Genomic DNA, 22,407 nt, shown 5'->3' with positions numbered 1-22,407 from the left:
GGCGGGGCCGAACAGGCGGGCGGAGAGCGTCGGTGAAGTCGGCGGCCGCCCGGACCCTTGGGTCCGGGCGCATCGAGACGAGCGTCGGTTACGACACCGTGACGGTGTGCAGGTTCAGGCTGTCGACCGGAATGTAGTTGAAGCCCTTCACCTTCTTGGCGAAGATCTTGAACACGGGCATGTGCGACGTGATGGCGATCGGGGCCTCGTCCATGATGATGTCGCTGGCTTCCTCGTAAAGCGCCTTGCGCTGGGCGACGTCGAGGATGACCTGCGCCTGCTCGACGCATTCGTCGAAGCGCTTGTTCGACCAGCCCGGATAGTTCCAGGCCGCGCCGGTGTGGAACTCCGGGAACAGCGTCTCGTCGGGGTCGAGATCCGCCCACCAGTTGAAGTCCAGCATCTCGAAGTCGCCGGCGTTGCGGCGGCTGACCCAGGCCGCGCGCTCGACGAGCTCCAGCTTCGGCTTGATCCCGATCTCGGCCAGCATCGGCAGCACGGTCTGCGCGAGGCGCGAGCCGTAGGTGCCTTCCTCCGTCACCATGAACTTCGGCTCGATCACGTCCTGCACCTTGGCCTTGGCGCGGAACTCCTTGGCCTTGGCGAGGTCGAAGCGCTGGCCCCGGCCGGTCTTCGCCACGTTCGGATCGTAGAAGTCGGTCATCGGGGGCGAGATGGGCGTGTAGGCCGGGATGCCTTGGCCGAAGAACGCCTGCTTGATGATCTGCTCGCGGTTGAGCGCGAAAGCCACGGCGCGGCGGAGGTTGATGTCGTCGAACGGCGCCTTGCGGCAGTTCATGGCGATGTAGACGTAGTTGCCTTCGATCTCGCCGAAGACCTGAAGGTTCGGGTTGGCCTTCAGCTGAGGAATGAACTGCACCGGGCTGTCGCTCATGCCGTCGACCTGACCGGACATTACGGCGGCGATCGCGGAGGAGGCCTCCTTCATGATCAGGATGGTGACCTTGTCGAGCTTCGGCAGGCCGGCCTCAAAGTAGTCCGGGTTCTTCTCGAGGAGGATCGAATCGTTCTCCTTCCACGAGACGAACTTGAACGGTCCGGTGCCGACCGGGTTGCGGCCGAAGCTGGCGCCGAACTTCTGCACCGCGGCCGGGGAGACGATCGTGCCCGCGCGTCCCGTCGAGCCGGTCAGCGCCACGGGCAGGAAGGCGTAGGGCTGCTTGAAGGTCAGCTTGACGGTGAGGGGATCGACCACCTCGACCTTCTCGAGCGACTTGAACTTCCAGCCGTGGGGCGACTTCGGCTCGCCCTTCCACACCCGCTCGACGTTCCACTTCACCGCTTCCGCGTCGCAGGGGGTGCCGTCGTGGAACTTGACGTTCGGGCGCAGCTTGAAGGTGTGGATCACGCCGTCCGTGATGTCCCAGCTCTCGGCGAGGTCGGGGACGAAGCCGACCTTCTTCCCGTCGTAGGTGACCTTGAGCAGGCCGTTGTAGATGTTGTTGTGGACCTTCACGGCGCCGAGGAAGCCGGTGAAGTGCGGGTCCAGCGTGTCGATGTGGTCGACCCAGGCGAGCTTGATCTCGTTGCCGGCCGCATGGGCGGGCCGGGCGAGGCCGCCGGCCGCCATCACCACGCCGCCGGCCGCAAGGCCTTTCATGAGATCGCGGCGGTTGAGGCCTCCGAGAAAACGTTCGGCCAGGATCGCCTTGTGGTCCGTCATGAGAGAAACGTCTCCGCTGTCCTGCGCGGCCTTGGAGGCGGGCGCCAAAAATACGGGGTAAGCCCCGCGTTTCGGGATCGGAGAGGCAAGCGGTATGCCAAACGCCAGTCGCCCGAAAACGAGGCGGCGGCTGGAAGCTTGGACGGCGAAGTGCCTACGACTTTTGGGCAATCCGGCGCATTGTTGAGCAGTTCGAGTTCACGTACCCGTGAGACGCGGGCTCAGAGGGGCGCGTTCTCGAAGCTCTTGAGAACGTGGAGGAGCGCGCGCGCTCCCGCGTCCACGTCGCGCGGCTCGGCGTGCTCGTCAGGATGGTGGCTGAGCCCGGCGCGGCAGCGGACGAAGATCATGCCGATCGGCGCGATCCGGCTCATCACCATGGCGTCGTGGCCGGCGCCGCTCGCAAGCCGCAGCGGCTCGTAGCGCTGGGCCTCGATCGCGGCGTCGATGCGGTCCTGCAGGGCGCGGTCGCAGAGCGCCGCCGATTCGTCGTGGATGCGTTCGATCGACACCCCGAGGCCGCGCGTCGAGGCGATCGCGACGATCGACTCCTCGATGCGCTTCAGCGTCGAGAAGCGCTGGTTGTCCTGCGGCGCCCGGACGTCGACGGTGAAGGCGACATGCCCCGGAATGACGTTCGCGCCGCCGGGCTCAACCATCAGCCGGCCGACGGTCGCCACCAGCCCGCGGGTCGCGGTCGCTGCCTGCTCGACGGCGAGAACGGCCGCAGCGGCGCCGACGAGCGCGTCGGCGCGCTGGTTCATGGGCACGGTGCCGGCATGGCCCGCGGCGCCGGTCAGCGTCACCGCGAGCCGCGTCGCGCCGCAGATGGCGCTGACGCAGCCGATGGGCAGCTTGCAGTTCTCCAGCACCGGCCCCTGTTCGATGTGAAGTTCGAGATAGGCCGCGATCTCGGACGGATCGCGCCGCGCCGCGCCGATCCGCTCCGGGTCGAGCCCGTAGGCCCGGATCGCGTCGGCCATGGTGACGCCGTTCCCGTCGCGCAGCTTCAGCAGGCTCGGGTCGAAGGCACCGGCGAGCGCTTTGCTGCCGAGCATCGTGGCGCCGAACCGCGCGCCCTCCTCGTCGGAGAAGCCGACGACCTCGATCGCATGGGGCAGGCGGATGCCGTCGCGCGCCAGCGCGGCGACGCACTCGATGCCCGTCACCACGCCGAGGACCCCGTCCCACCGGCCGGCGTTGCGCACCGTGTCGAGGTGCGAGGCCAAGAGGATCGCCGGGGCGCCCGGCGTCGCGCCTTCGTAACGGCCGACGACGTTGCCGATCGCGTCGACGCGAGCGTCCATGCCCGCCTCCGTCATCCAGCCGAGAACGAGGTCGCTGGCGCGCTTCTGCTCGGGGCTCATGAAGACGCGCGTGATCGCGCCTTTTTCGGCGGAGATCGCCGCGAGGGCGTCCACCCGCTCGCAGATGCGGGCGCCCATAGAGGCCGAGGTGCCGGGCGAGGTCGAAGTCGTGCTAGGAGGCGTGAGCATCTGAGGATCGAAGGCAGACGTCGTGGCGGGCGAAACGCGCATCTTACTGATCAATCCCAACACTGCAGAATCCGTTACGGCCCTGCTCGCGGCCGAAGCGCGCCGCGTGGCGGGGCCCCGCGCGGAGATCGTCGCCGTGACGGCGGCCTTCGGCGCGCCCGGCATCCAGACGGTCGAGGAGGCGAGAACCGCCGTCCGCGCCGTGCTCGACGCCCTGCGCGCGAACGCCGGATGCGACGCGGCTATCACGGCCGCGTTCCTCGATCCAGGATTTGAGGAGGCGACCGCGCTGGAGGTCATGCCCGTGGTCGGCTTCGGCCGCGCGGGCCTCCGCGCCGCAGGCGCCGGGGGAAGGCGCTTCGCGCTGGTCACCGCCGGCGCGGCGATGGAGGACGCGGTGCGCGCGCGCATCGACGACCTCGGCCTGACGCCGCAGCTTGCGGGCCTTCGCCTCGTGCGCGCCGGGGTGCGGGATCTGATCGCCGACCGCGCGGGCCATCGCGCGGAGGTTCTGGCGGCCGTCCGAGCCTGCGTGGAGCAGGACGGCGCCGAAGCGGTGCTGCTCGGCGGCGCGCCCTTCGCGGGCTTCGCGGCGGAGATCGCGGCGGAGGCCGGCGCGCCCGTGCTCGACGGCGTGGCGGCTGCGGTCGAGGCGGCGCTCGCGGCGCGACGCATGAGCTGAACGCCGCGCCGCCCGGGTCATGCGCCCACGGCTTCGTAAGCCTCTGCCGTCGTCCGGGTGCGGATGCAGCGCGCGAAGTGGGCGGCGCCGACCGAGACCGCTTCGGGCTGGAGCTCCGCGCAGTCGTCGATGGCGTGGCCGCAGCGCGGGCGGAAGGAACAGCCCGGCGGCAGATCGGCGAGGTCGGGCGGCGCGCCGGGGATCGCGGCCAACCGTGCGCCGGGGGTCGGCGCATGGCTTGCGCGCGAGAGCAGGAGCCCCTGCGTGTAAGGGTGGCGCGGCTCGCGGATGACGTCCCGCGCCGGGCCCATCTCGACGATGCGGCCCGCGTACATCACCGCGATCCGGTCGGCGACCTCGACCGCGACGCCGATGTCGTGGGTGACGAACACCACCGCCAGGCCGAGCTCCCGCTGCAACTCGCGCAGGAGCAGCAGCACCTGGATCTGCACGGTGGCGTCGAGCGCGGTGGTCGGCTCGTCGGCCAGCAGCACCTTGGGGCGGCAGGCGAGGGCGAGCGCGATCATCGCGCGCTGCCGCATGCCGCCGGACATCTCGTGCGGGTAGTTGTCGAGGCGCTTGTCGGGCGAGGGGATGCGCACCCGCTCGAACAGCGCGAGCGCCCGCGCGCGCGCCTCGGCTTTCGACAGCTTCTCATGCCGGCGGACGGCTTCCATGATCTGGTCGCCGATGCGGTAGACCGGATCGAAGGCGAGCCCCGGATCCTGGAAGATCATGGAGACGATCGGGCCGCGCAGTCCAGCGAGCTCCCGCGACGACAGCTTGAGCACGTCGCGGCCGTCGACCTCCACCTTGCCGCCGATCCTGGCGGAGGAAGGGTGGAGCCGCATCAGCGAGCGCAGCGTCACGCTCTTGCCCGAGCCGGATTCGCCCAGCAACGCGACGGTCTCGCCCCGCTTCAGGTGCAGGTCGACGCCGTCGACCGCGCGGATCGGCCCCTTGGGACCCTTGAAGTCGACGGTGAGCCCGGCGACGTCGACCATCAGCCCGTCGCTCATGCCGCGAGCCTCGGATGGCCGGAGGAAGGGTCGACGAGCCAGCACGCCGCGCGGTGGTCGCCCTCGCCGGCCGCCAGCAGCGTCGGCTCCTCGTGCGCGCACAGCGCCGCGCTCTTAGCGCAGCGGGGGTTGAAGCGGCAGCCGGGCGGCGGGTTGATGGGGTTCGGCGGGTCGCCCGCCAGAGGCGCCACCTCGGTGCGCGCGTCCGGGTCCATCGACGGCATCGAGGCGAGGAGCGCTCCGGTGTAGGGATGCCGCGGAGTCTCGAACAGCGCTTCGGACGGCCCGAACTCGGCGACCTTGCCGAGGTACATCACCATCACCCGGTTCGACATGAACCGCACGACGTTGAGGTCGTGGCTGATGAACATATAAGTCAGGCCGAACTCGTCCTTCAGGTCGAGCAGCAGGTTCAGCACCTGCGCCTCGACCGACTTGTCGAGCGCGGAGACCGCTTCGTCGAGGATGAGCAGGCGCGGATCGAGCGCGAGCGCGCGGGCGATGTTCACGCGCTGGCGCTGGCCGCCGGAAAGTTCGTGCGGGTAGCGCCCCGCGAAGCGGGCGGGCTCGAGGCCGACGCGGTGAAGCAGGTCGTGGGCGCGGGTCGCCGCCGCGCGCCGCGTCGCGCCGTGCACCCGCGGCCCGAAGGCGATGGTGTCCTCGACGGTCAGCCGCGGGTTGAGCGAGGCGTAGCTGTCCTGAAACACCATCTGCACCTGCCGGCGGAAGGCGTTCAGCTCCAGCGCCCGCGAGCCCACCGCCTCGCCGTCGAACAGGATCTCTCCGGCGTCCGGCTTGATGATCTGCATGACGAGACGCGCCGTGGTGGACTTGCCGCAGCCCGACTCGCCGACGATGCCGAGCGTCTCGCCCTTCGCGACGTCGAAGTCGACGCCGTCGACGGCGCGAACCACGGGGCCGGCCTTGGTGAGGAAGCCCTTCTTCTGGCCGAAGTGCTTGATAAGGCCCTTCACGGACAGCAGGGGCTGGCCGGGGCCGCCGCGGTCCCGGGTCGGGCCGCCGGGCGGCGGAGCGGGTTCGCCGATGATCACTGGCGGACCTCCATGGCCGAGCGTAGGCCGTCCGAGAACAGGTTGAACGAGATCGAGGTCAGGAAAATCATCGCGCCGGGGAGCGCGGCCACGAGCGGCTGATTGTAGATCGCGGTCCGGAGCGTGTTCAGCATCAGGCCCCATTCCGGCTCTGGCGGACGCACGCCGAGGCCGAGGAACGAGAGGCCTGAGGCCAGGATCATCGACACGCTGATGAGGCTGGTCGCGTAGACGAAGATCGGTCCCAGAACGTTGCCGAGCACGTGCACCCGGACGATCGTGAAACCGCCCGCCCCGGAGATTCGGGCCGCCTCCACATAGTCGCGGGTGCGGATCTGGGTCGTCACGCTCTCCGCCACGCGAGCGATCTGCGGCACGAACACCACGGTGAGCGAGACGATCGAGTTCAGGATGCCGGCGCCGAGGGCGCCCGACAGCGCGATCGCCAGCAGCACGGAGGGGAAGGCGAAGAACACGTCGATGGTGCGCATCGTCACCGTGTTGATCCAGCCGCCGAGGTAGCCGGCGACGATGCCGATGGTGGAGCCGATGCCGAAGGCGAGGATGACGGGCATGACGCCGAGGAACAGCGACAGCCGGCCGCCGTAGAGGAGGCGGCTTAGCATGTCGCGGCCGAGCTCGTCGGATCCGAGCGGGTAGCCCGGCGTCCCGATCGGGCGGAGCCGGCGGATCATGGAGCCCTTGAACGGGTCCGCCGGCGCGATCCAGGGCGCGAACACGGCGGCGAGCACGATCAGCAGGATGACGCCGAGAGCGACCATCGCAACGGGGTCGCGCCGCAGGCGCTGGAGCACGCTGCCCCAATAGCCTCGGCTCGGCTTCGTGGGGGCCGGTTCGAGGGCGACGCTGTCGGCGATGGCGGCCATGGCGTCAGGCCCTCTGGATGCGCGGATCGAGCGCCGTCTGGGCGACGTCCACGATCAGGTTGAGGCTCACGAAGAACATCGCCAGCACGAGGATCGTGCCCTGCAGCAGCGGCAGGTCGCGCTGGAAGATCGCGGCGTTGAGCAGGAAGCCCGCGCCGGGCCAGGCGAACACGGTCTCGATCAGGATCGAGCCGCCGAGCAGGTAGCCGAGCTGGAGGCCCATGACGGCGAGCGCGGTCGGGGCGGCGTTGGTGACGACGTGCTTGAACACGCCCCATTCGCCGAGTCCCTTGGCGCGCAGCGCCTGCACGAACTCCTGGGAAAGGATGTCGGCGACCAGCGCCCGCACGGTGCGGGCGATGATGCCCATCGGGATCACCGACATCGTGATGGCGGGCAGGATGATGTAGCGCAGATGCTCGAAATCCGGCCGCCAGTCCGCGGAGCCGCCGGGCCCCGCGCCGGTCGGCGGCAGCCAGTTGAGCTGGGCCGAGAAGATGATCACCATCACCATGCCGAGCCAATAATGCGGCACGGAGACGCCGAGCACCGAGACCGCCGAGGCGAGGCGGTCCATCACGCTGTTGCGGAAGTAGCCGGCGACGAAGCCGAAGAACGAGCCAAGCGCGAACCCGATGAGGGTGGCGACGGCGGCGAGGATCAGCGAGTTCTTGACCGCCCGCGCGACCTCGCCCAGCACGGGCCGCCCGGTCGCGATCGAGACGCCGAGGTCGCCGGTCAGCACCTTGCCGAGCCAGATGCCGAACTGCACGGGGAGCGGTCGGTCGAAGCCGTAGATCGTCCGCATCTCCGCCTGCTGCTCGGCGGTGGCGTCCACCGGCATGATCGCGGTGAGCGGATCGCCCGGGGCGAGGTGGACCAGCATGAAGCAGACGAGGCTGACGCCGAGCGCGACAGGCGCGACGTAGACGATCCGCTTCAGGATGTAGAGCAGCATGAGGCCTGTTCTCCGACGCGGTCGAGCGGCTCAGCTTTCCCCCGGCCGAGACGGCCGGGGGCGGGCCTTGCGTGTCGTCGGCCCTTACGGCTCGACCGTGATGGTCCCGAAGTTCTGGAACCAGTTCTGCGCCTGAACGAAGCCCTTCACCTTGGCGCTCATGGCGCGCGGGGCGACGTCGTGGGTGACGAACAGGAACAGCGCGTCGTTGACGAACTTCTCGTGCACCTTCTTCAGGATCTCGGTCTGGGCGGCCGGATCGAAGGTGTTGCGGACCTGATCGAACAGCTTGTCGGTCTCGGGGTCGCAGTAGTATCCCCAGTTCACGCCCGCCGGCGCCGAGAGGTTGCACTGGGTCTGCCGGATGAAGCCGCTGAACGGATCCTGGATGAAATAGGAGTAGTTGATCGCCGTCGTGCCGCGGGCGGAAGGATCCTTCGCGCCGGCGCGCCAGATGTTGATCATCTGGTTCCACTCGACCACTTCGTAGTCGACCATGATGCCGACCTCGGCGAGGCTTTGCTGAATGAACTCGTTCATCGGCAGCGGCAGCATCTGGCCGGAGCCCGAGGGGGAGATCAAAATCTTCGTCCGGATCGGCTTGTCCGGCCCGTAACCGGCCTCGGCGAGCAGCTTCTTGGCCTGCTCGACGTCATAGGTGATCTTGAAGGTCGGCTCGCCGAACCACTGGTGCCCGGGCGGCAGCCAGCCCTGCGCCGGGATCATCATGCCCGACAGCAGCTCCTTCATGCCCTCGCGGTCGATGGCGAGGTTCGCGGCCTTGCGCACGCGGATGTCGTTCCACGGCGATCCCTCGACGCGCGACAGATGCCAAGTCCAGTTGTGCGGGTAGGCGTTGGTGACGATCTGGAAGCCGGCGCCCTTCAGCGACTCCACGGCGTCCGGCGCCGGGGCCTCGATCCAGTCGACCTGGCCGGCGCGGAGCGCCGCGACGCGGGCGTTCGGCTCCGGCAGCGGCATCAGGATCAGCTTGTCGAGCTTCGGGACGCGGGTCTTGTCCCAGTACTCCTTGTTCGGAACCATCTCGGCGCGCTCGCGCGGCGCGAAGCCGGTCAGCTTCCACGGGCCCGTGCCGGACGGCGTCTTGGCGAAGGCCTCCCAGCTCTTGCCGAGCTTCTCCCATTGTCCGGGGGACGACATCATGATCCAGGCGAGCTGGTACGGCAGGGTGGCGTCGGGCGCCTTGGTGACGATCTCGACGGTCATCGGGTCGACGACGCGGTAGGAGGCGACCGCCGGAATGCGCGACTTGCCCTGCGCCGACTGGCGCTGATCGTACTGCGGCGCGTCCGTCTTCATCAGCTTGTCGAGGTTCCACACCACCGACTCGGCCGTGAAGTCCGATCCGTCGTGGAACTTCACGCCAGGCCGGATCTTGAAGATCCACTTCGTCTTGCTCTCGTCGCCGGGCGCGATGCCCCACTCGGTGGCGAGCCCGGGTACGATGTCGGAGGGCTTGTCGGCGCTGGTCAGATCCCAGTTGATGAGCCCGTCATAGACCGTGTAGCCCATGAACCGCATGCCTTCGCCGCCGTTGTCCGTCTGACCTGTCGTCAGCGGAATGTCGGACGCGGTCATGCCGATCCGCAGCGTGCCTTGCGCCGAGGCCGCGCCGTGCGCGCCGACGATCAGGGACGCCGCAAGGGCTGCGCGCGTCAGTGTCGTTCGAAACATCATGCTCTCCCCGCGGTCCGGCGCCATCGCGCCGTTGAGTGCGGCGCAGCAAGCGTCGTGCCATCGGGGCAAACCGTGGTTCTGCGCAGGCTCACATGTACGACGAAAGTCGAAGGAGCGAGGAAATGCCTAATGATTGGGCGAATGCCGCGACAGGAGGCGCGCTCCAGGCGCGTCCGCTTACCGGAGAGGCTTTCGCCGCCTTTGGGAATGTGGTCGCGCCGGGACCTATAAGCCGCCAGGTCAACGATGGCCGCGCACTGCGCTACGACGGCGTTGCGCGGCTTACGCATGACCCGTACGCCGCCGAACCCGTGCTCGCCCTCTACGCCGTGACCGCGTCGCCCAAGCCGTTCGAGATCGATCTGCTCGAGCGCCACCCGCTCGCGTCGCAGACCTTCGTCCCGATGCGGCTCGCCGGGCCCTATCTCGTCGTCGTGGCGCCGTCGCGGGCAGATGGGGAGCCGGCGACCGACCGGGCCGAGGCCTTCGTCGCGCCGCCGGACGTCGGCGTGCACTACGCGCCGGGCGTCTGGCACATGCCGATGGCGGCTTTCGGCGGCGACGCCCTGTTCGCGATGTGGATGTGGGAGGCGGGCGGCGGCCGAGACACCGAGGAGCGCCGGCTTCCCGTGGCGCTCCGAGTGGAGGGGTGGTGACGCGCGCGCCGGTCGCTTGCGTCAGTCCGGTGGACTACGTAGGTTCCGCGCGCTCACGCGCCTGAGGTTTTGATGTTCGCTCCCCCGTCCCCGCGGCGCTCCCATTTCGCGGCCTTCTCCGACGCCTCGCGTCGCTTAGGCGCCGGCGCGCCGGCGCGCGTCTGAATGTCACTGTTTCCAACATTTCGGAAGGAAGCGGCGCCGAGCGCCGGCCTGCCTCTCGTCGCAAGCGATCTGCTCGGATGGGGCGACCTCGCGGCGGCGGCGGCGCGCCACATCGGCGTCCAGCGCCTGCAGCTGGAGAGCTCGGCCGCCGCCGCGTTCGTCGTCGCGCTGAAGACCCTGCACCGGCTGAGCGGCCGTCGGGCTGTCGTCGTGCCCGCCTACACCTCGCCGCAGATCGCGATCGCCGTGGCCCAGTGCGGGCTGGAGCTGCGCGTCTGCGATCTCGCGGCCGACAGTCTCGACCTCGACCTGACGCAGCTCGCGAGCCTGTGCGATTCCGACACGCTCGCGGTGGTGCCCACCCATCTCGCGGGCCGTGTCACGGCGGTCGCGCCGACCATCGCGGTCGCCCGCTCCGTCGGGGCCTTCGTCATCGAGGACGCCTCGCACGCCTTCGGCGCGGTCTCCGCCGCTGGCGCGGTGGGGGCGATCGGCGATCTCGGCTTTTTCAGCCTCGGGGTGGGCGATGGTTTGTCGATCTTCGACGGCGGCCTGCTCTGGGCCCATGACGACGCCCTGCGCAAGGAACTGGCGCTGACCTCGGCGCAGACGATCGCGCCGGACGCCGAGGCCGAGCGGCGCGCCGCGCTGCAACTGCTGTTCTACTGGGCGCTCTACAACCCGCGCGGGCTCGGGCGGGTCTACGGGTCCCCCCGGCGCCGCGCGCTCGCGGCCGGGGACGTCGCTTCCGCGGTTGGCGACGTCTTTCCGCTCCGCATCCCCATGCACCGCGTCGGCCGGTGGCGGAGTGGCGTGGGCGCCCGCGCGATCTCGCGGCTGGCGAAGTTCCAGGCGGACGCCGCCGAGCGCGCGCGGGTGCGCCTGAGCGCGCTGGCCGCCATCCCGAACGCGACGGTGTTCTACGACCGTCCGCAGGAGGCGGGGGTCTGGCCGTTCTTCCTGGTGCTCGCGCCGCACGCTTCCGCCTGCGAGACGGCGCTAGCCCGTCTGTGGCCGAGCGGTTACGGCGTGAGCCGCCTCTATCGCTGCGCGCTGCCGGACTATGACTACCTCAAGACGATCGTGCCGCCGGCGAACGCGCCGAACGCGCAGGCGCTGGCCGCGCGGGCGCTGACGGTGACGAACAGCGAGATGCTGGACGACGCCGGCTTCGCGCGGGTCGTCGCGGTGCTGAAGCGCAGCTTCGCCTGAGCCCGGCGCGCGGCTTGCGCCGCGGCTCTTGATCTTCGCCGGGACGCCAGCCATCTCAGCCGCCGAAACGCGCTGGACGAACCGGAGACCGCCCATGACCGTCGACGCCCCCGCCTCGCAGCCGACGACCCCCGAGAGCCGCCCCTTCGAGGCGGATGTCGCCAAGCTGCTGCACCTGATGGTGCATTCGGTCTACTCCGATAAGGACGTCTTCCTGCGCGAGCTGGTCTCGAACGCCGCCGACGCCTGCGAGAAGCTCCGCTTCGAAGCGATCTCCCGACCCGAACTGCTCGCCGACGATCCGAAGCCGCGGATCACCCTGACGGCGGACGCCGCCAACCGCCGCCTGTCGATTGAGGACAACGGCGTCGGCATGAGCGGCGAGGAGATGGTCGAGGCGCTCGGCACCATTGCGCGCTCGGGCACCAAGGCCTTCATCGAGCGGGTCGAGGCGGCCCAGGGCAAGGAGGGCGCGCACCTCATCGGGCAGTTCGGCGTCGGGTTCTATTCCGCCTTCATGGTCGCGGAGCGGGTCGAAGTCGTGTCGCGCCGGGCCGGCGCCGACGAGGCCTCGGTTTGGTCGTCGGACGGGCAGGGCGCGTTCACGATCGCGGCGGCCGATCTCAACGAAGCTCCCGCCCGCGGCACGCGCGTGACGCTCCACCTGCTCGAGGACGCCGCTTCCTACGCCGAAGCCTGGACGCTGGAGCGCGCGGTGAAGACGCAGTCGGGCCACGTACCCGCGCCCGTCTATCTGGTCGAAAGCCCCGGCGCGGAGCCCCGCGCGCTCTCCGACGGCGCCGCCCTGTGGCTTAAGCCGAAAGCGGAAATCTCGAAGGAAGACTACGCCGAGTTCTACCGTGGCCTCGGCGCTTTCGACGAGCCGGCCGTGACCACCCATTTCCGCGCCGAGGGCCGCCACGAGTACGTCGCGCTCGCCTTCACCCCCTCGGCCCCGCCGTACGACCTGTTCGACGCCGAGCGCTCCGGCCGGATGAAGCTCTACGTCAAGCGCGTGTTCATCACCGACGACGCGGAGCTGCTCCCTCGCTACCTGCGGTTCGTGCGTGGGCTAGTCGACTCCTCCGACCTGCCGCTGAACGTCTCGCGCGAGATGATCCAGGAAAGCCCGGTCCTCGCCGCCATCCGCAAGGGCGTCACCAACCGCGTCCTCAGCGATCTGGAGAAGCTGGCGGACAATGACGCCGAAAGCTTCGCGAAGGTCTGGGAGGCTTTCGGCGCGGTCGTGAAGGAGGGCGTCTACGAGGATTTCGAGCGCCGCGACCAGCTGCTTGCGCTGGCGCGCTTCCGGACCACAGCCTCCGGCGACGGCTACCGGACGCTGAAGCAGTATCTCGCCGACCTCAAGGACAACCAGACCGCGATCTACTACCTTGCGGGCGCCGAGCCCGAGCGGCTGAAGGCCTCGCCGCACCTCGAAGGCTTCCGGGCGAGAGGCGTCGAGGTGCTGCTGCTGTCGGACGCGATCGACAGCTTCTGGACGTCCTCCGTCCAGGGCTTCGAAGGCAAGCCCTTCAAGTCGGTGACGCAGGGCGCGGCGGATCTGTCGCTGATCGCGAAGCCCGAGTCCGCCGACGACGCCTCGGCCGCGGAGACGACGCCCGCCGTCGCCGCCTTCATCGACTTCGCGAAGGCGACCCTCGGCGAGAAAGTCTCGGACGTGCGCGCCTCGGATCGGCTGACCGAAAGCCCCGTCTGCCTGGTCGCTCCGGACCACGGACCCGACCGCCAGCTCGAGAAGATCCTTGCGGGCGCGGGGCGGGCCGCCTCCGCCGCGAAGCCCGTGCTCGAGATCAACCCGTCGCACGCGCTCGTCGCCGCTCTGGCGGAGCGCGCGGACGTCGACGCGGCGTTCAAGGAGGACGCTGTCGGCCTGTTGTTTGACGAGGCGCGGATCCTCGATGGAGAGCGGCCGGACGACGCCGCGGGGTTCTCTGCGCGGCTCGCGCGGGTGCTGCAGAAGGCGCTGTCCTGAACGAAAAAAGGGCGCGGCCATGGCCGCGCCCTTCGTCGTTCTAACTCCCTGAGGCCGGTCTCGGGGCGAAGGCCTATCGCGCGGCGGCCGCCGTTTTCTTGCGCCACAGGGTGCGCAGCAAGTCGCGCGCCGGGCTCGGCTGGCCATGGCGCAGCGGGACGGCCTTGATCGCGGGATGGTCGAAGACGGTCTTGCCCGGCTCCGCGGAGATCGGAGCGTAGGGCAGGGGGAAGGCCTCGAGCAGCGGGTCGAGGTCGAAGTCGATCGGCTCCCATGCCGTGTCGACCGCGGCCATCAGCTTGGCCCAGTCGGTCCTCTGGCGGCGCGGCTGATGGTAGATCGGAATGCTCGTCCGCCCGACGCCCAGGTACAGGTCGGTGATCCGAAGATCATAGCCGTCGTTGGGATCCATCGGACGCGTCTGGAGCCCCTTCCCCTCCGCGCCGCGCGGCGCGAAGTAGAGGCAGGGAATGCCGTAGCTCTCCGCAAAGACAAGGCCGTGCAGGCTGGTCGACACCAGGCGGCGGCAGGACAGGATCTCGTCGAGCCGGTCCTTCATCGCCGTGAGGGAGACGTCCGTCACCGTGTTGATGATCTTGATCCGACCCTCGAACTCCTCGGGGATCTCGTAACGCAGCATCTCGGGCTTCGGCTGCGCATCGAGGCTGCGGTCGACCAGGTCGGAGAGGTGGACGATCACTCCCAGATCATACTTCTTCTCGGTCTTGGAAGCATAGAACCGCGGCAGCGCCCACACGGGATCGCCGAACGCCGCCGGCCCGACCGCGTTCTCCTCCTTGAGGATCGCCCGGGTCACCGGCCCACGGGTGGCGTAGACCTTGTAGGCGGTGTCCGCGCTGGGAACGAACGGGATTTTGTCGCCGTGGTGCAGCGGATTCCGGTTCGCGGAAGTCCCCGTTCCCCAAACCGAGACCGATCCCTTCTCGAAGCTGTGAGCGATCGTTCCGACCGCCGCGAGCCGCGGCAGGTCGGAGCGGTGGGCCTCGTGGAAGATCGGGAGGCCCGACAGCATCGCAACCATGAGGGGACTCAGTGCGTCGCCAAGGTTGAGATAGGTCTGGTCCTGAGTCGCCGCCACCCAGCTCACGGGCGCTGCGCCGATGGACGCCGCGACTTCGGCGATCTCAGTCGAATGCAAAAATGAACTCCTCGTCTCGCCAGCGGGCGCCGCCGGGCGCCGGGGGCGTGGCGTGGTCGCCCGACCCGCAACTGACATGCGCTCTGCATGGCCCAATTCGCGCCGAGGCTCAACACCTTGATGAAACGCAGCAATAGATCGCCGCCGTGAAACACGGACTCGACGGCTAGTCCGGCCACAAAGTCGCCTGATTCCGAGAACTGTTGCCGCGTCTCAACACCTCCCCAGAAAGACTTGTGGACGACCGGGCGTTTGCTGGCACGGTTCGTAAGGCCTCATTTACGCTCAATTAAAGGGTTCAAGACCGTTATCGGGGCATTGATTGGCGGGGAAGCTTGCGGCCTTGGCGTGTCGGACGCCTCTCCAGCGGACCGGTCTTCGATCGCCCCACGTCGTCGTGGCGGGGGCGCTCGAACGTCGATCCGTCGTCGGGGCGTTCGGACAGGGCTTGGGAGCTTCCCTTGCGTTTCGCCGACCGCCTGCGTTTGTGGCTCTTGCCGCAGCCGTGCGGATGAGCAATGTGGGCGCGCGCGAAACTGAGAAGGCGAACTGAATGTATGCGTTCAAGCGTCGTGCTTACTGGCGTCCGAGTTCTCGGCAGGCGTCGGTCGCCTGCCTTAGCGTCGCTCTCGCGACGGCTCCTCTCGCCGGCTGCACCTCGCTGCCGTCCAGCGGCCCGCAGGCGAGCGCGGTCGAACGTGAAGCGCAGTCCCCGAAAACGCTGCCCTTCCGCCTCGTGAAATATTCCGCCCAGGCCAGCAGCATCCTGTCGGCCTACGGTGAAGTCGGGATGTCCACCGACGGGTTTTTCCGTGGCGGCGGGGGCGCCGGCAAGCTTGGGGCGGGCGACGCGATCTCGGTCACGGTGATCGAACCGACTTCGGGCGGCCTCTTCACGGGCATCAGCAGCGCCAGCGCCGGCGGCGAAGGGTCCAAAATCGTGACCCTGCCGGACATCCAGATCGATGGCAGCGGAATGATCGTCTTCCCGTTCGTCGGCCGCGTGAAGGCGGCGGGGAAGACGCCGACCCAACTCGGCCTCGAGATTGAATCAAAACTCAAGGAGAACGCGGTTCAACCGCAGGTTCTCGTGCGCCTGTCGGCCAACCTCGCCAATCGCGTGGTCGTCGGCGGCGACGTGAAGTCGCCGGGCGAGTTCGACATCACGCCGGCCGGCGAGACGCTTCTCCAGCTCGTGACGCGCGCCGGCGGCCCGGCCGCCAGGCCGAGCGACACGGTGGTCTCGCTGACCCGCGGCTCGACCACGCGCTCCGTGCGTCTGCACGCGCTGCTGCAGAACCCCAGTTCGGATATCCGCGTCCAGAAGGGCGACTTCATCAACGTCTCGACCGTGGCGCGCACGTATCTGATGCTCGGCGCTTCCGGCACTTCCGCGGAGTTCCCGCTGCCGGCAGAGCCTCTAAGCCTCGCCGGCGCGCTCGGGCGCGCAGGCGGCCTCAACGACGCGCGCGCAGACGCGAAGGGCATCTTCGTGCTGCGCTACGAGCCGCGGGCGATCGCCGACCAGCTTGCGCCGGGCGGCCCGGGAGGCGGCGCCTTCGTGCCGGTCGTCTACCAGTTCGACATGGGAAGCGCGGGCGGCTTCTTCCTGACCGACCGCTTCAACCTGCGGCAGAAAGACATCGTCTATCTCTCGAACGCCGGCTCGGTGGAGCTGTCGAAGATGCTCGACCTGTTCCGGATGACGGTGAGCCCGGTGTTGACCGGCGCCACGATCGCCAAGACTGGCCAGACCTTCGGCCAATAGAGCCGATCCAGATCCACGCATGCAAAAAGGGGCGCTTCACAGCGCCCCTTTTTTTGGTTCGAACGCCTCGGACCAGCCATGCCGCCCCGTCGAGCGGCGGCTGGACGCCCGCGCGTCAGGCGCGGATCAAGCCCCGCATCGGCCGAACCTGTTCGCTGCCCGGGAAGATCGTGCTGCCGAGCGTCTTCTCGTCGATGTCCAGCTGGTCGGCCAGAAGCCCCTTGAGCACGGCCCGCATGTCGGTCGTGGGGGCCAGGTCGCGGTCCTCGAACAGCGCCTTCTCGCTGAGCCCCGGCCAGTCGGCGATGACGCGGCCGCCGTTCACCCGGCCGCCGACGAGGAAGGCGACGCCGCCGTTGCCGTGGTCGGTGCCTTTCGTGCCGTTTACCCGCGCCGTCCGGCCAAACTCCGTGATGATCAGGACGCTGGTGTCGGACCAGACCGGCCCCATGCCCGTGCGAAGCGCGGTCACGCCTTCGTCCAGCGCGACGAGGTTCTTCGCCAGCCGGCCGTCGTAAGGGCCCTCGGCCGTGTGGGTGTCCCAACCGTCGAAGTTCATGACCGCGATCCTGGGGCCGTCCGGCGCCGCCATCAACCGCGCGGCGGCGTTGGCGGCGAGCGCGAAGCCCTTCGACGAGGCCGGCGCCTCCTGCTGCAGCCGCTTCATCGAGGGTTCGTCGCCCAGGAAGAGGTCGACCCGGGCGCCCTCGCGCAGCGCGGCGGCCAGCTTGAGATCGCGCGCGTCGTAGAGCGCCTCCAACCGCTGGAGCGTGTCGGCGCGCGCGTAGTTCATGGCCTGCGGCTGCCAGCTTTCGACGGGCGCGGCCCCGCGGAGAATGAGCGGCGTGGTCGCCGCGACGGCAAGACCGCGCTTCGGGGCGAGACGGACGCCCTTCTGGGGCTGCATGGCGGCGAGCGCGCGGTTGAGCCAACCGCTGTCCTCGCCGGTGCCCGACTTGGGCATGCCGTTCTCCAGCACCTCCTGCCCGTCGAAGTGCGAGCGCGCCCGGTAAGGCGTGGCGACCGCGTGGAAGATCAGCGCTTCCTTGCGGTCGTAGAGGTTCGCGAGCGCCGGCATGCTCGGGTTGAGCGCGAACATGGCGTCCAGCCTGTGGGCCTCGCCGAGCCTCGGGCTCTGGAAATCCGCGCGCAACGCCGCGAAATCCGGATCGCCAATCGGCATGACCGCGCCGAGGCCGTCGAGACCGCCCCGCAGGATGACGACGAGCAGCCGCGGATCGCGGCTTCCTGCGGCCCAAGCTTTGGGAATGAAGGGCGAGGCAAAGAGCGCCGCGCTGGTGGCCGCCAGGAAGTGGCGGCGGGTTGTGCCGGTCATCGCCTATCTCCTCTGGAAATCAGGGCTCAGCAGCAGAAGCGTAAGCGCCTGTTCCTGGCTCTCGCCGCGCAGCACGGCGGTGCGGGTCTCGTCGGAGAGCAGGCCGGCGAGCTGCGTGTCGACCAGCTGCTTCATGTTCAGTCGGTCGGCATGGCGGGCGGACAGATCCTGCGCCCAGTCCAGACGGGTCTTGATGCCGTCCGAGGTCGCCCAGGCGTCGTCGTCGTCGGACCAGCCCTTGGGGGAGGGCGCCGTGAGATAGGGCTGGCCCATGGCGACGAGCGCGACATAGGGGACCGGCGGCCGCGGCGTGGCGTCGAGCAGGCGGGCGACGCTGGCGACGAACTCGATCGGCGGCCGAAGCTTGGCCGGCGGCGTGCTCCAGGCCTCGTCGTGGCGGACCAAGGTGCGGGCGAGCGCTTTCAGATCGCCGTTCGTGTCCGTGAAGCTGCGCTCGAGCGCCGTGAGCAGCGCAGGCGAAGCGTCGTCGGCGACGAAGGCGCGCGAGAAGCGGCGCGACACATGCCGCGCGGTCGAGGGATGCTCCGCCAAATCTTTCAAGACGGCGCGGAGCTGGCCCTCGCCATCGTCGGCGTAGCGCTTGCCCAGGATCGTCTTGGCCCCCGGCTCGTGCCAGGCCTCCTTGAAGACCGTCGTGCCGCAGGCGTCGCTCTCCGGGTTGAGATCGACCGTCCAGCCGCTCAGGACCTTGGCGAACGACGTGACGTCGGCCTGCGTGTAGCCGCCGTCGGCGCCGAGCGAATGCAGCTCGAGCACCTCGCGCGCCAGGTTCTCGTTGACCCCGCGCTTGCCGCGCTGGCCGACCTTCGACTTCGGGCCGATCGAGCGCTCGTTGTCGAGATAGAAGATCATCGACGGGTGCGTGGTGGAGGCGACCAGCATGTCGTGGAACGAGCCGAGCACGTTCGGCCGAACCACTTCGCGCTGGAACGGGCCGACAGTGATCGCCACCTTGCCCTTCACCGCCGCGACCGTGAAATGATTGCCCCAATAGAGCGCCAGCCGCTCCTGGTAGGGGCAGGGGCTGTCGCGCACCGCCTCCAGCCAGGCGTGAAAGTCCTCGGCGCGGTTGTTCGCCTTCGCCACGCCGGACAGATCGATGTCGAACTCGCCCCGGCGTTTGTCCCGCTTCTGGCGACGGTCCATGCCCCCGTCCATCGCCATGTCGCCGTCGCCGGCCATGCCGCCGCCGGCCGCCATCTCGCCGCCGGCCATCTCTCCGCCGCCTGTGCCCGCCGCGGCGACGTCGGCCCCGCCCTTACGTTGGGCCTCGCGGTTCGCCGCGACCTTCTCGTTGATCTTCTCGCGCTGGTACTGCCGGCGCTCGACCATGGTGCGGAGCTGGCCGGGCGTATCGCGCAGCTCGCCGCGATACGACGGCAGCGCCACGTCAAGCTGCCGCTCCACATCGGCGCGCGGATCGGACGGCGGGCCGTCCTTCGACACGCCTAGGCCAAACCGTCCGACCGCGAGAAGCGACGGATGCGTCGGTTCCATGAACCCTCCATCCCGTAAGATCGCGGCCGGCGGCCGTCAGCACACCTTCTACGGCGTGCTGCAGCGCACCCTTCGCTCTGGGGATGGAGAAATTATGATCGCACGGGCGAGCCGCTCTTCACAGAAGCGGCATACCGGATTGGGCGGCGAGAGCCTCGTCCAGGAACGGGAGGAATTCCGACAACTCCGTGGTCCAACGGTCAGCGCCCGCGAGCTGCGGTTCCAGCCACGCGTGATAGTCGTGGCCAAGCGCGGTGGACAGTCGAGCGTAATTGAAGCGCAGGGCGTAGGCGCCGTCCATGATGGGAAGAATCTCGACGATCTTTGATCCGCGGGCCGCGAACAGGATGTGCGCCAATCCGGCGCCGTGCGGGCCCGCTATGACCTTCGCGCCGGCCGCAGCAGCGATCTGATCCGCGATCGGCAGATCGGCCATCCGCAGCACGTTGAAGCCCCGCGCGCTCATCGCCTGTTCGACCAACTCTTCGTTGACCATCGGCCGCCTCTTGGCGTCGCGGCGGGAAATATAGATCTTCTCGCCGAACGATTTTCCGCGCGCCGCCTTCAGCGCTTCGGATCGAAGGCCGTCGAAGACGCCTTTGGTAGCGTCGGGGTACATAAGGCCCGCGAACCCCACACGCGGCATCAGCAGGCGGCGCACGAACAGCGGCTCGTCGACCTCAACGTAGCGGACGCCGAGGGAACGCTTAAGAAGGTTCAACGTCTCGCGCTCGAAGCGCGGCGATCCCGCGGCGATGACGACAGGAACATTCTTTGCGGCTTTATCGAGATACATGCCGAACCGCGGCGTCTGGTCGACAAGCCAGTGATAGATGCCGCGGGTGCCCATGATGGCGTGGCATGCGGCCTCGACGCTCGCGGCGCCGGCCGCGGCCATATCCGGAATCGGGCGCCCGTTTGTCTGGATGATCTCGCCTCCCTCACGCCAGATCTGCCCGAACCGATCAACGAAGACGTCGTTGAACTCCACGACCTTCGGCGGCGTCGGCGAGCGAAGGCGGGATTGCAGGAGAAGCATCTCGCTTTCAAAGCCCGCCAGGTGGCGTGGGGGAACCTCCGCGCTCGCCGCAGCGCGCGTCGCGCCCAACCGGGCGGAGGGACGACCGACGCCGACGAACGCGATTGCCGAAAGCGTCGGCTTCGCGGACATGCCGCCGCCCGTCGCCTCGGTCAGCCGGCCGTGGATCTCACGCTTCACGCCGGGGTCCTTGACGGCGCCATAGAGCCTCTTCGCCTGCCGGATAAACCCCGCGTCTTTCGACGCTTCCGGATTGGTCGCCAGGAGGCGCCAAGCGTCTTCCGGCCGCCCAGCCTTCATGAACTTGCGCACGAGACCAAACCGCTGGCGGACCGCCCACGGGTTTGCGAGCGCAATGGCCGCGGCCGCGTCGAGCGCCCGCGTGTCCTTCATCTCTTGGCCGGCGAGGATGTAAAGCTCAAGTAACCGGACATTTTCGGCTAATGGCGGATCCGCATCGACCAGCTTGACAATGCTCTCCCAGTCGCCTTCGAGGGCGGCTTCCTTCGCTTTTCTCAACGACAGCATCTGCTTTATCACAAGAGTAGGAGATCGACGCCGAAGCGGCGTGGAAAGCGCAGGAGCGCTTTCTTCCGGCCGCGAAACTCGGCGGGAGAATAGGAATTTCAACATCTTATGACCGCCGCGTGGACTATGGCGCGAGGTTACAGCAAGGCTTCGCGTGAGACCACGGCCGACATTCCTCGAGCCCTCTCGGCGACGCCGACAGGGCTCGAGCGCTTTAGACTCGGTGGTCGCGGATCGACGCCAGCGCCAGCCGCGCGATGATCCAGGCGATGATCGTGCCCGCAATGACCCACATCAGGCTCTTTGGCTTGTTCGGCAGGATCGGATCCACGGGAAGGCGGGGCGAGACGATGTTGACGATATAAAGCTTCTTCATTTCGGCCTGCACGAGCGAGCTTTGCAGCATCGCGACCGCCGAAGAGTACTTCTGCTGCGCCAGGCCCTGATCGACGCTCAGCGTCTTGTACGAGCCGATCAGCGGCGCGAGGGCGTCGGTCTTGCCGGTCAGGCGCTGTTGCTCGACGACGAGCTGCGCCTCCAGCGCCTCGAGCATGTTGCGGATTTCGGACGTTCGGGGCGAATTGGGCGTCGAGGTCTTCGAAAGCGCCGTCATCTCGGCGCGCTTGCTCGCGATCTGATCACGCAAGGTCTGGATGATCGTGCCGTACGACGTGGTCTCCATCGTCGGATCGATCATGCCGTTCGCGAGCTGGAAGTCCGTGATCGCCTGGTTCGTGCGGCGCATCTCATTGGACGCTTCCGCGACCTGGTCCTGCGCCAGCTTGATCATGTCCGCGCGGGCGCGCTCGTTGAACTGGTTGACCAGCTGCTCGCTCATCCGCGACAGCTCGGAGCCGATCTTGAAGGCGGTGTCCGCGTCGTAGCCGTAGCTCGTCAGGCTGATCTGGCCCTGAAGGTCGTCGTAAGAGACCTCGATCTGCGAGAGGTAGTGTTGGTACTGCCGCTCGTGGCGGGCTTCGGGGGAAAGCCGTCCGAACCAGTCGATCGAGGTCTCCTGCATCCGTGGCGTCAGGTTGATCCGCTTGTTCAGCTCGTCGAACGCCTCGCGCGATTTGATGTAGTTGACGACCGCGTAGGACTCGTCGATCGCGCGCTCGACCTGGCTTGGCACCGGCTGCCCGACCTGGCCGACCATCGATCCGGGCACGCCAGAAACGCCGCTGGCCGGGTTGCGGATGGCGATGACGCTTTCCGCGACGTATCGGTTCGAGGCGATCCCGAACAGGTAGACGCAGGCGACGACGAGCGGCACCGAAAGGAAGAGCGCGTTGAAGAGGCGCATCTTCTTGCGCCAGGCCTCGCGCGAGGAGGGGCGCTCGAAGCTCTCCACGTCCTCGATGCGGCCGCGCCGGAGGGGCGGGGGCGAAGGACGCCGGGTGTCGACATAATCCTCGGCGGGCGTCGCCACCGCCGTCGACGGCGCCGCGGGGGCCGCCGCAGCGGGCGTCCGCAGCGCGAGGGCGTCGGCGGTTGCGCCGGAACGCGGAGCCCGACGACGCGCGCCGATGGGGTTCATGTTCGCGATCTTCATTG

17 protein-coding genes are annotated in these 22,407 nt (G+C 68.6%); 5 read left to right on the top strand and 12 right to left on the bottom strand.

What is annotated here, in order from left to right; genetic code table 11:
• Positions 1 to 88: 88 nt before the first annotated feature.
• Entirely contained in the window at positions 89 to 1,684 is a 1,596-nt protein-coding gene (locus tag METY_RS03130; protein WP_103119936.1) for an ABC transporter substrate-binding protein, read from the bottom strand.
• 221 nt (positions 1,685 to 1,905) lie between these two features.
• A complete protein-coding gene (locus METY_RS03125) occupies positions 1,906 to 3,180 on the bottom strand; it encodes an allantoate amidohydrolase (protein ID WP_244593503.1) in 1,275 nt (424 codons plus the stop codon).
• A 22-nt stretch (positions 3,181 to 3,202) separates the two neighbouring features.
• Between METY_RS03125 and METY_RS03120 the strand changes: the two genes are divergently transcribed.
• Positions 3,203 to 3,862: an aspartate/glutamate racemase family protein gene (locus tag METY_RS03120; RefSeq protein WP_103119934.1), complete on the top strand. Its 660-nt coding sequence runs from the start codon at positions 3,203 to 3,205 to the stop codon at positions 3,860 to 3,862.
• A 17-nt stretch (positions 3,863 to 3,879) separates the two neighbouring features.
• On the opposite strand, the gene METY_RS03115 is transcribed toward METY_RS03120, so the two are convergent.
• From METY_RS03115 to METY_RS03095, 5 genes are all read right to left on the bottom strand, one after another.
• A complete protein-coding gene (locus METY_RS03115) occupies positions 3,880 to 4,881 on the bottom strand; it encodes an ABC transporter ATP-binding protein (protein ID WP_103119933.1) in 1,002 nt (333 codons plus the stop codon).
• Entirely contained in the window at positions 4,878 to 5,933 is a 1,056-nt protein-coding gene (locus METY_RS03110; RefSeq protein ID WP_200819582.1) for an ABC transporter ATP-binding protein, read from the bottom strand. Before METY_RS03110 ends, METY_RS03115 begins: the two co-directional genes overlap by 4 nt.
• Positions 5,930 to 6,820, bottom strand: a complete 891-nt coding sequence (locus tag METY_RS03105; RefSeq protein WP_103119932.1) for an ABC transporter permease — start codon at positions 6,818 to 6,820, stop codon at positions 5,930 to 5,932. Before METY_RS03105 ends, METY_RS03110 begins: the two co-directional genes overlap by 4 nt.
• A 4-nt stretch (positions 6,821 to 6,824) precedes the next feature.
• A complete protein-coding gene (locus tag METY_RS03100) occupies positions 6,825 to 7,778 on the bottom strand; it encodes an ABC transporter permease (protein WP_103119931.1) in 954 nt (317 codons plus the stop codon).
• An 84-nt stretch (positions 7,779 to 7,862) separates the two neighbouring features.
• Positions 7,863 to 9,476, bottom strand: a complete 1,614-nt coding sequence (locus METY_RS03095) for an ABC transporter substrate-binding protein (RefSeq protein ID WP_103120132.1) — start codon at positions 9,474 to 9,476, stop codon at positions 7,863 to 7,865.
• Between the two features lie 122 nt (positions 9,477 to 9,598).
• Here METY_RS03095 and METY_RS03090 point away from each other — a divergent pair, with 122 nt between their 5' ends.
• The 3 genes from METY_RS03090 to htpG all read left to right on the top strand — a co-directional run bounded on the left by METY_RS03090 (position 9,599) and on the right by htpG (position 13,505).
• Positions 9,599 to 10,132, top strand: coding sequence for an ureidoglycolate lyase (locus tag METY_RS03090; RefSeq protein ID WP_160147296.1), 534 nt, complete (start codon positions 9,599 to 9,601; stop codon positions 10,130 to 10,132).
• A gap of 165 nt (positions 10,133 to 10,297) precedes the next feature.
• The gene (locus tag METY_RS03085; RefSeq protein ID WP_103119929.1) at positions 10,298 to 11,509 is read left to right on the top strand and encodes a DegT/DnrJ/EryC1/StrS family aminotransferase; all 1,212 of its coding nucleotides are present in this window, start codon (positions 10,298 to 10,300) and stop codon (positions 11,507 to 11,509) included.
• Between the two features lie 94 nt (positions 11,510 to 11,603).
• Positions 11,604 to 13,505, top strand: a complete 1,902-nt coding sequence (htpG, locus tag METY_RS03080) for a molecular chaperone HtpG (protein WP_103119928.1) — start codon at positions 11,604 to 11,606, stop codon at positions 13,503 to 13,505.
• A gap of 73 nt (positions 13,506 to 13,578) precedes the next feature.
• On the opposite strand, the gene METY_RS03075 is transcribed toward htpG, so the two are convergent.
• A complete protein-coding gene (locus METY_RS03075; protein WP_103119927.1) occupies positions 13,579 to 14,664 on the bottom strand; it encodes a polysaccharide pyruvyl transferase family protein in 1,086 nt (361 codons plus the stop codon).
• Between the two features lie 736 nt (positions 14,665 to 15,400).
• On the opposite strand from METY_RS03075, the gene METY_RS03070 reads away from it, so the two are divergent.
• Positions 15,401 to 16,432 carry a polysaccharide biosynthesis/export family protein gene (locus METY_RS03070; RefSeq protein WP_160147295.1) on the top strand — a complete coding sequence of 344 codons (1,032 nt, stop codon included), beginning with the start codon at positions 15,401 to 15,403 and terminating at the stop codon, positions 16,430 to 16,432.
• 115 nt (positions 16,433 to 16,547) lie between these two features.
• Here METY_RS03070 and METY_RS03065 read toward each other — a convergent pair whose 3' ends face one another.
• From METY_RS03065 to METY_RS03050, 4 genes are all read right to left on the bottom strand, one after another.
• Positions 16,548 to 17,768 (bottom strand): DUF1501 domain-containing protein, encoded by a 1,221-nt coding sequence (locus tag METY_RS03065; protein ID WP_103119925.1) that lies wholly within the window; start codon positions 17,766 to 17,768, stop codon positions 16,548 to 16,550.
• Positions 17,769 to 17,771: 3 nt separating this feature from the next.
• Positions 17,772 to 19,286 carry a DUF1800 domain-containing protein gene (locus METY_RS03060; protein ID WP_103119924.1) on the bottom strand — a complete coding sequence of 505 codons (1,515 nt, stop codon included), beginning with the start codon at positions 19,284 to 19,286 and terminating at the stop codon, positions 17,772 to 17,774.
• A 118-nt stretch (positions 19,287 to 19,404) separates the two neighbouring features.
• Positions 19,405 to 21,138 (bottom strand): glycosyltransferase family 61 protein, encoded by a 1,734-nt coding sequence (locus tag METY_RS03055; RefSeq protein ID WP_146035648.1) that lies wholly within the window; start codon positions 21,136 to 21,138, stop codon positions 19,405 to 19,407.
• Positions 21,068 to 22,405, bottom strand: coding sequence for a hypothetical protein (locus METY_RS03050; RefSeq protein ID WP_103119922.1), 1,338 nt, complete (start codon positions 22,403 to 22,405; stop codon positions 21,068 to 21,070). Before METY_RS03050 ends, METY_RS03055 begins: the two co-directional genes overlap by 71 nt.
• Between the last annotated feature and the right edge of the window lie 2 nt (positions 22,406 to 22,407).

The sequence above is a fragment of the Methylopila sp. Yamaguchi genome, from assembly GCF_002897035.1.
In the GTDB taxonomy this organism is placed as follows: domain Bacteria; phylum Pseudomonadota; class Alphaproteobacteria; order Rhizobiales; family Methylopilaceae; genus Methylopila.
Note: the sequence above shows the minus strand (reverse complement) of the source record. Positions and strands in the feature narration are given on the sequence as shown.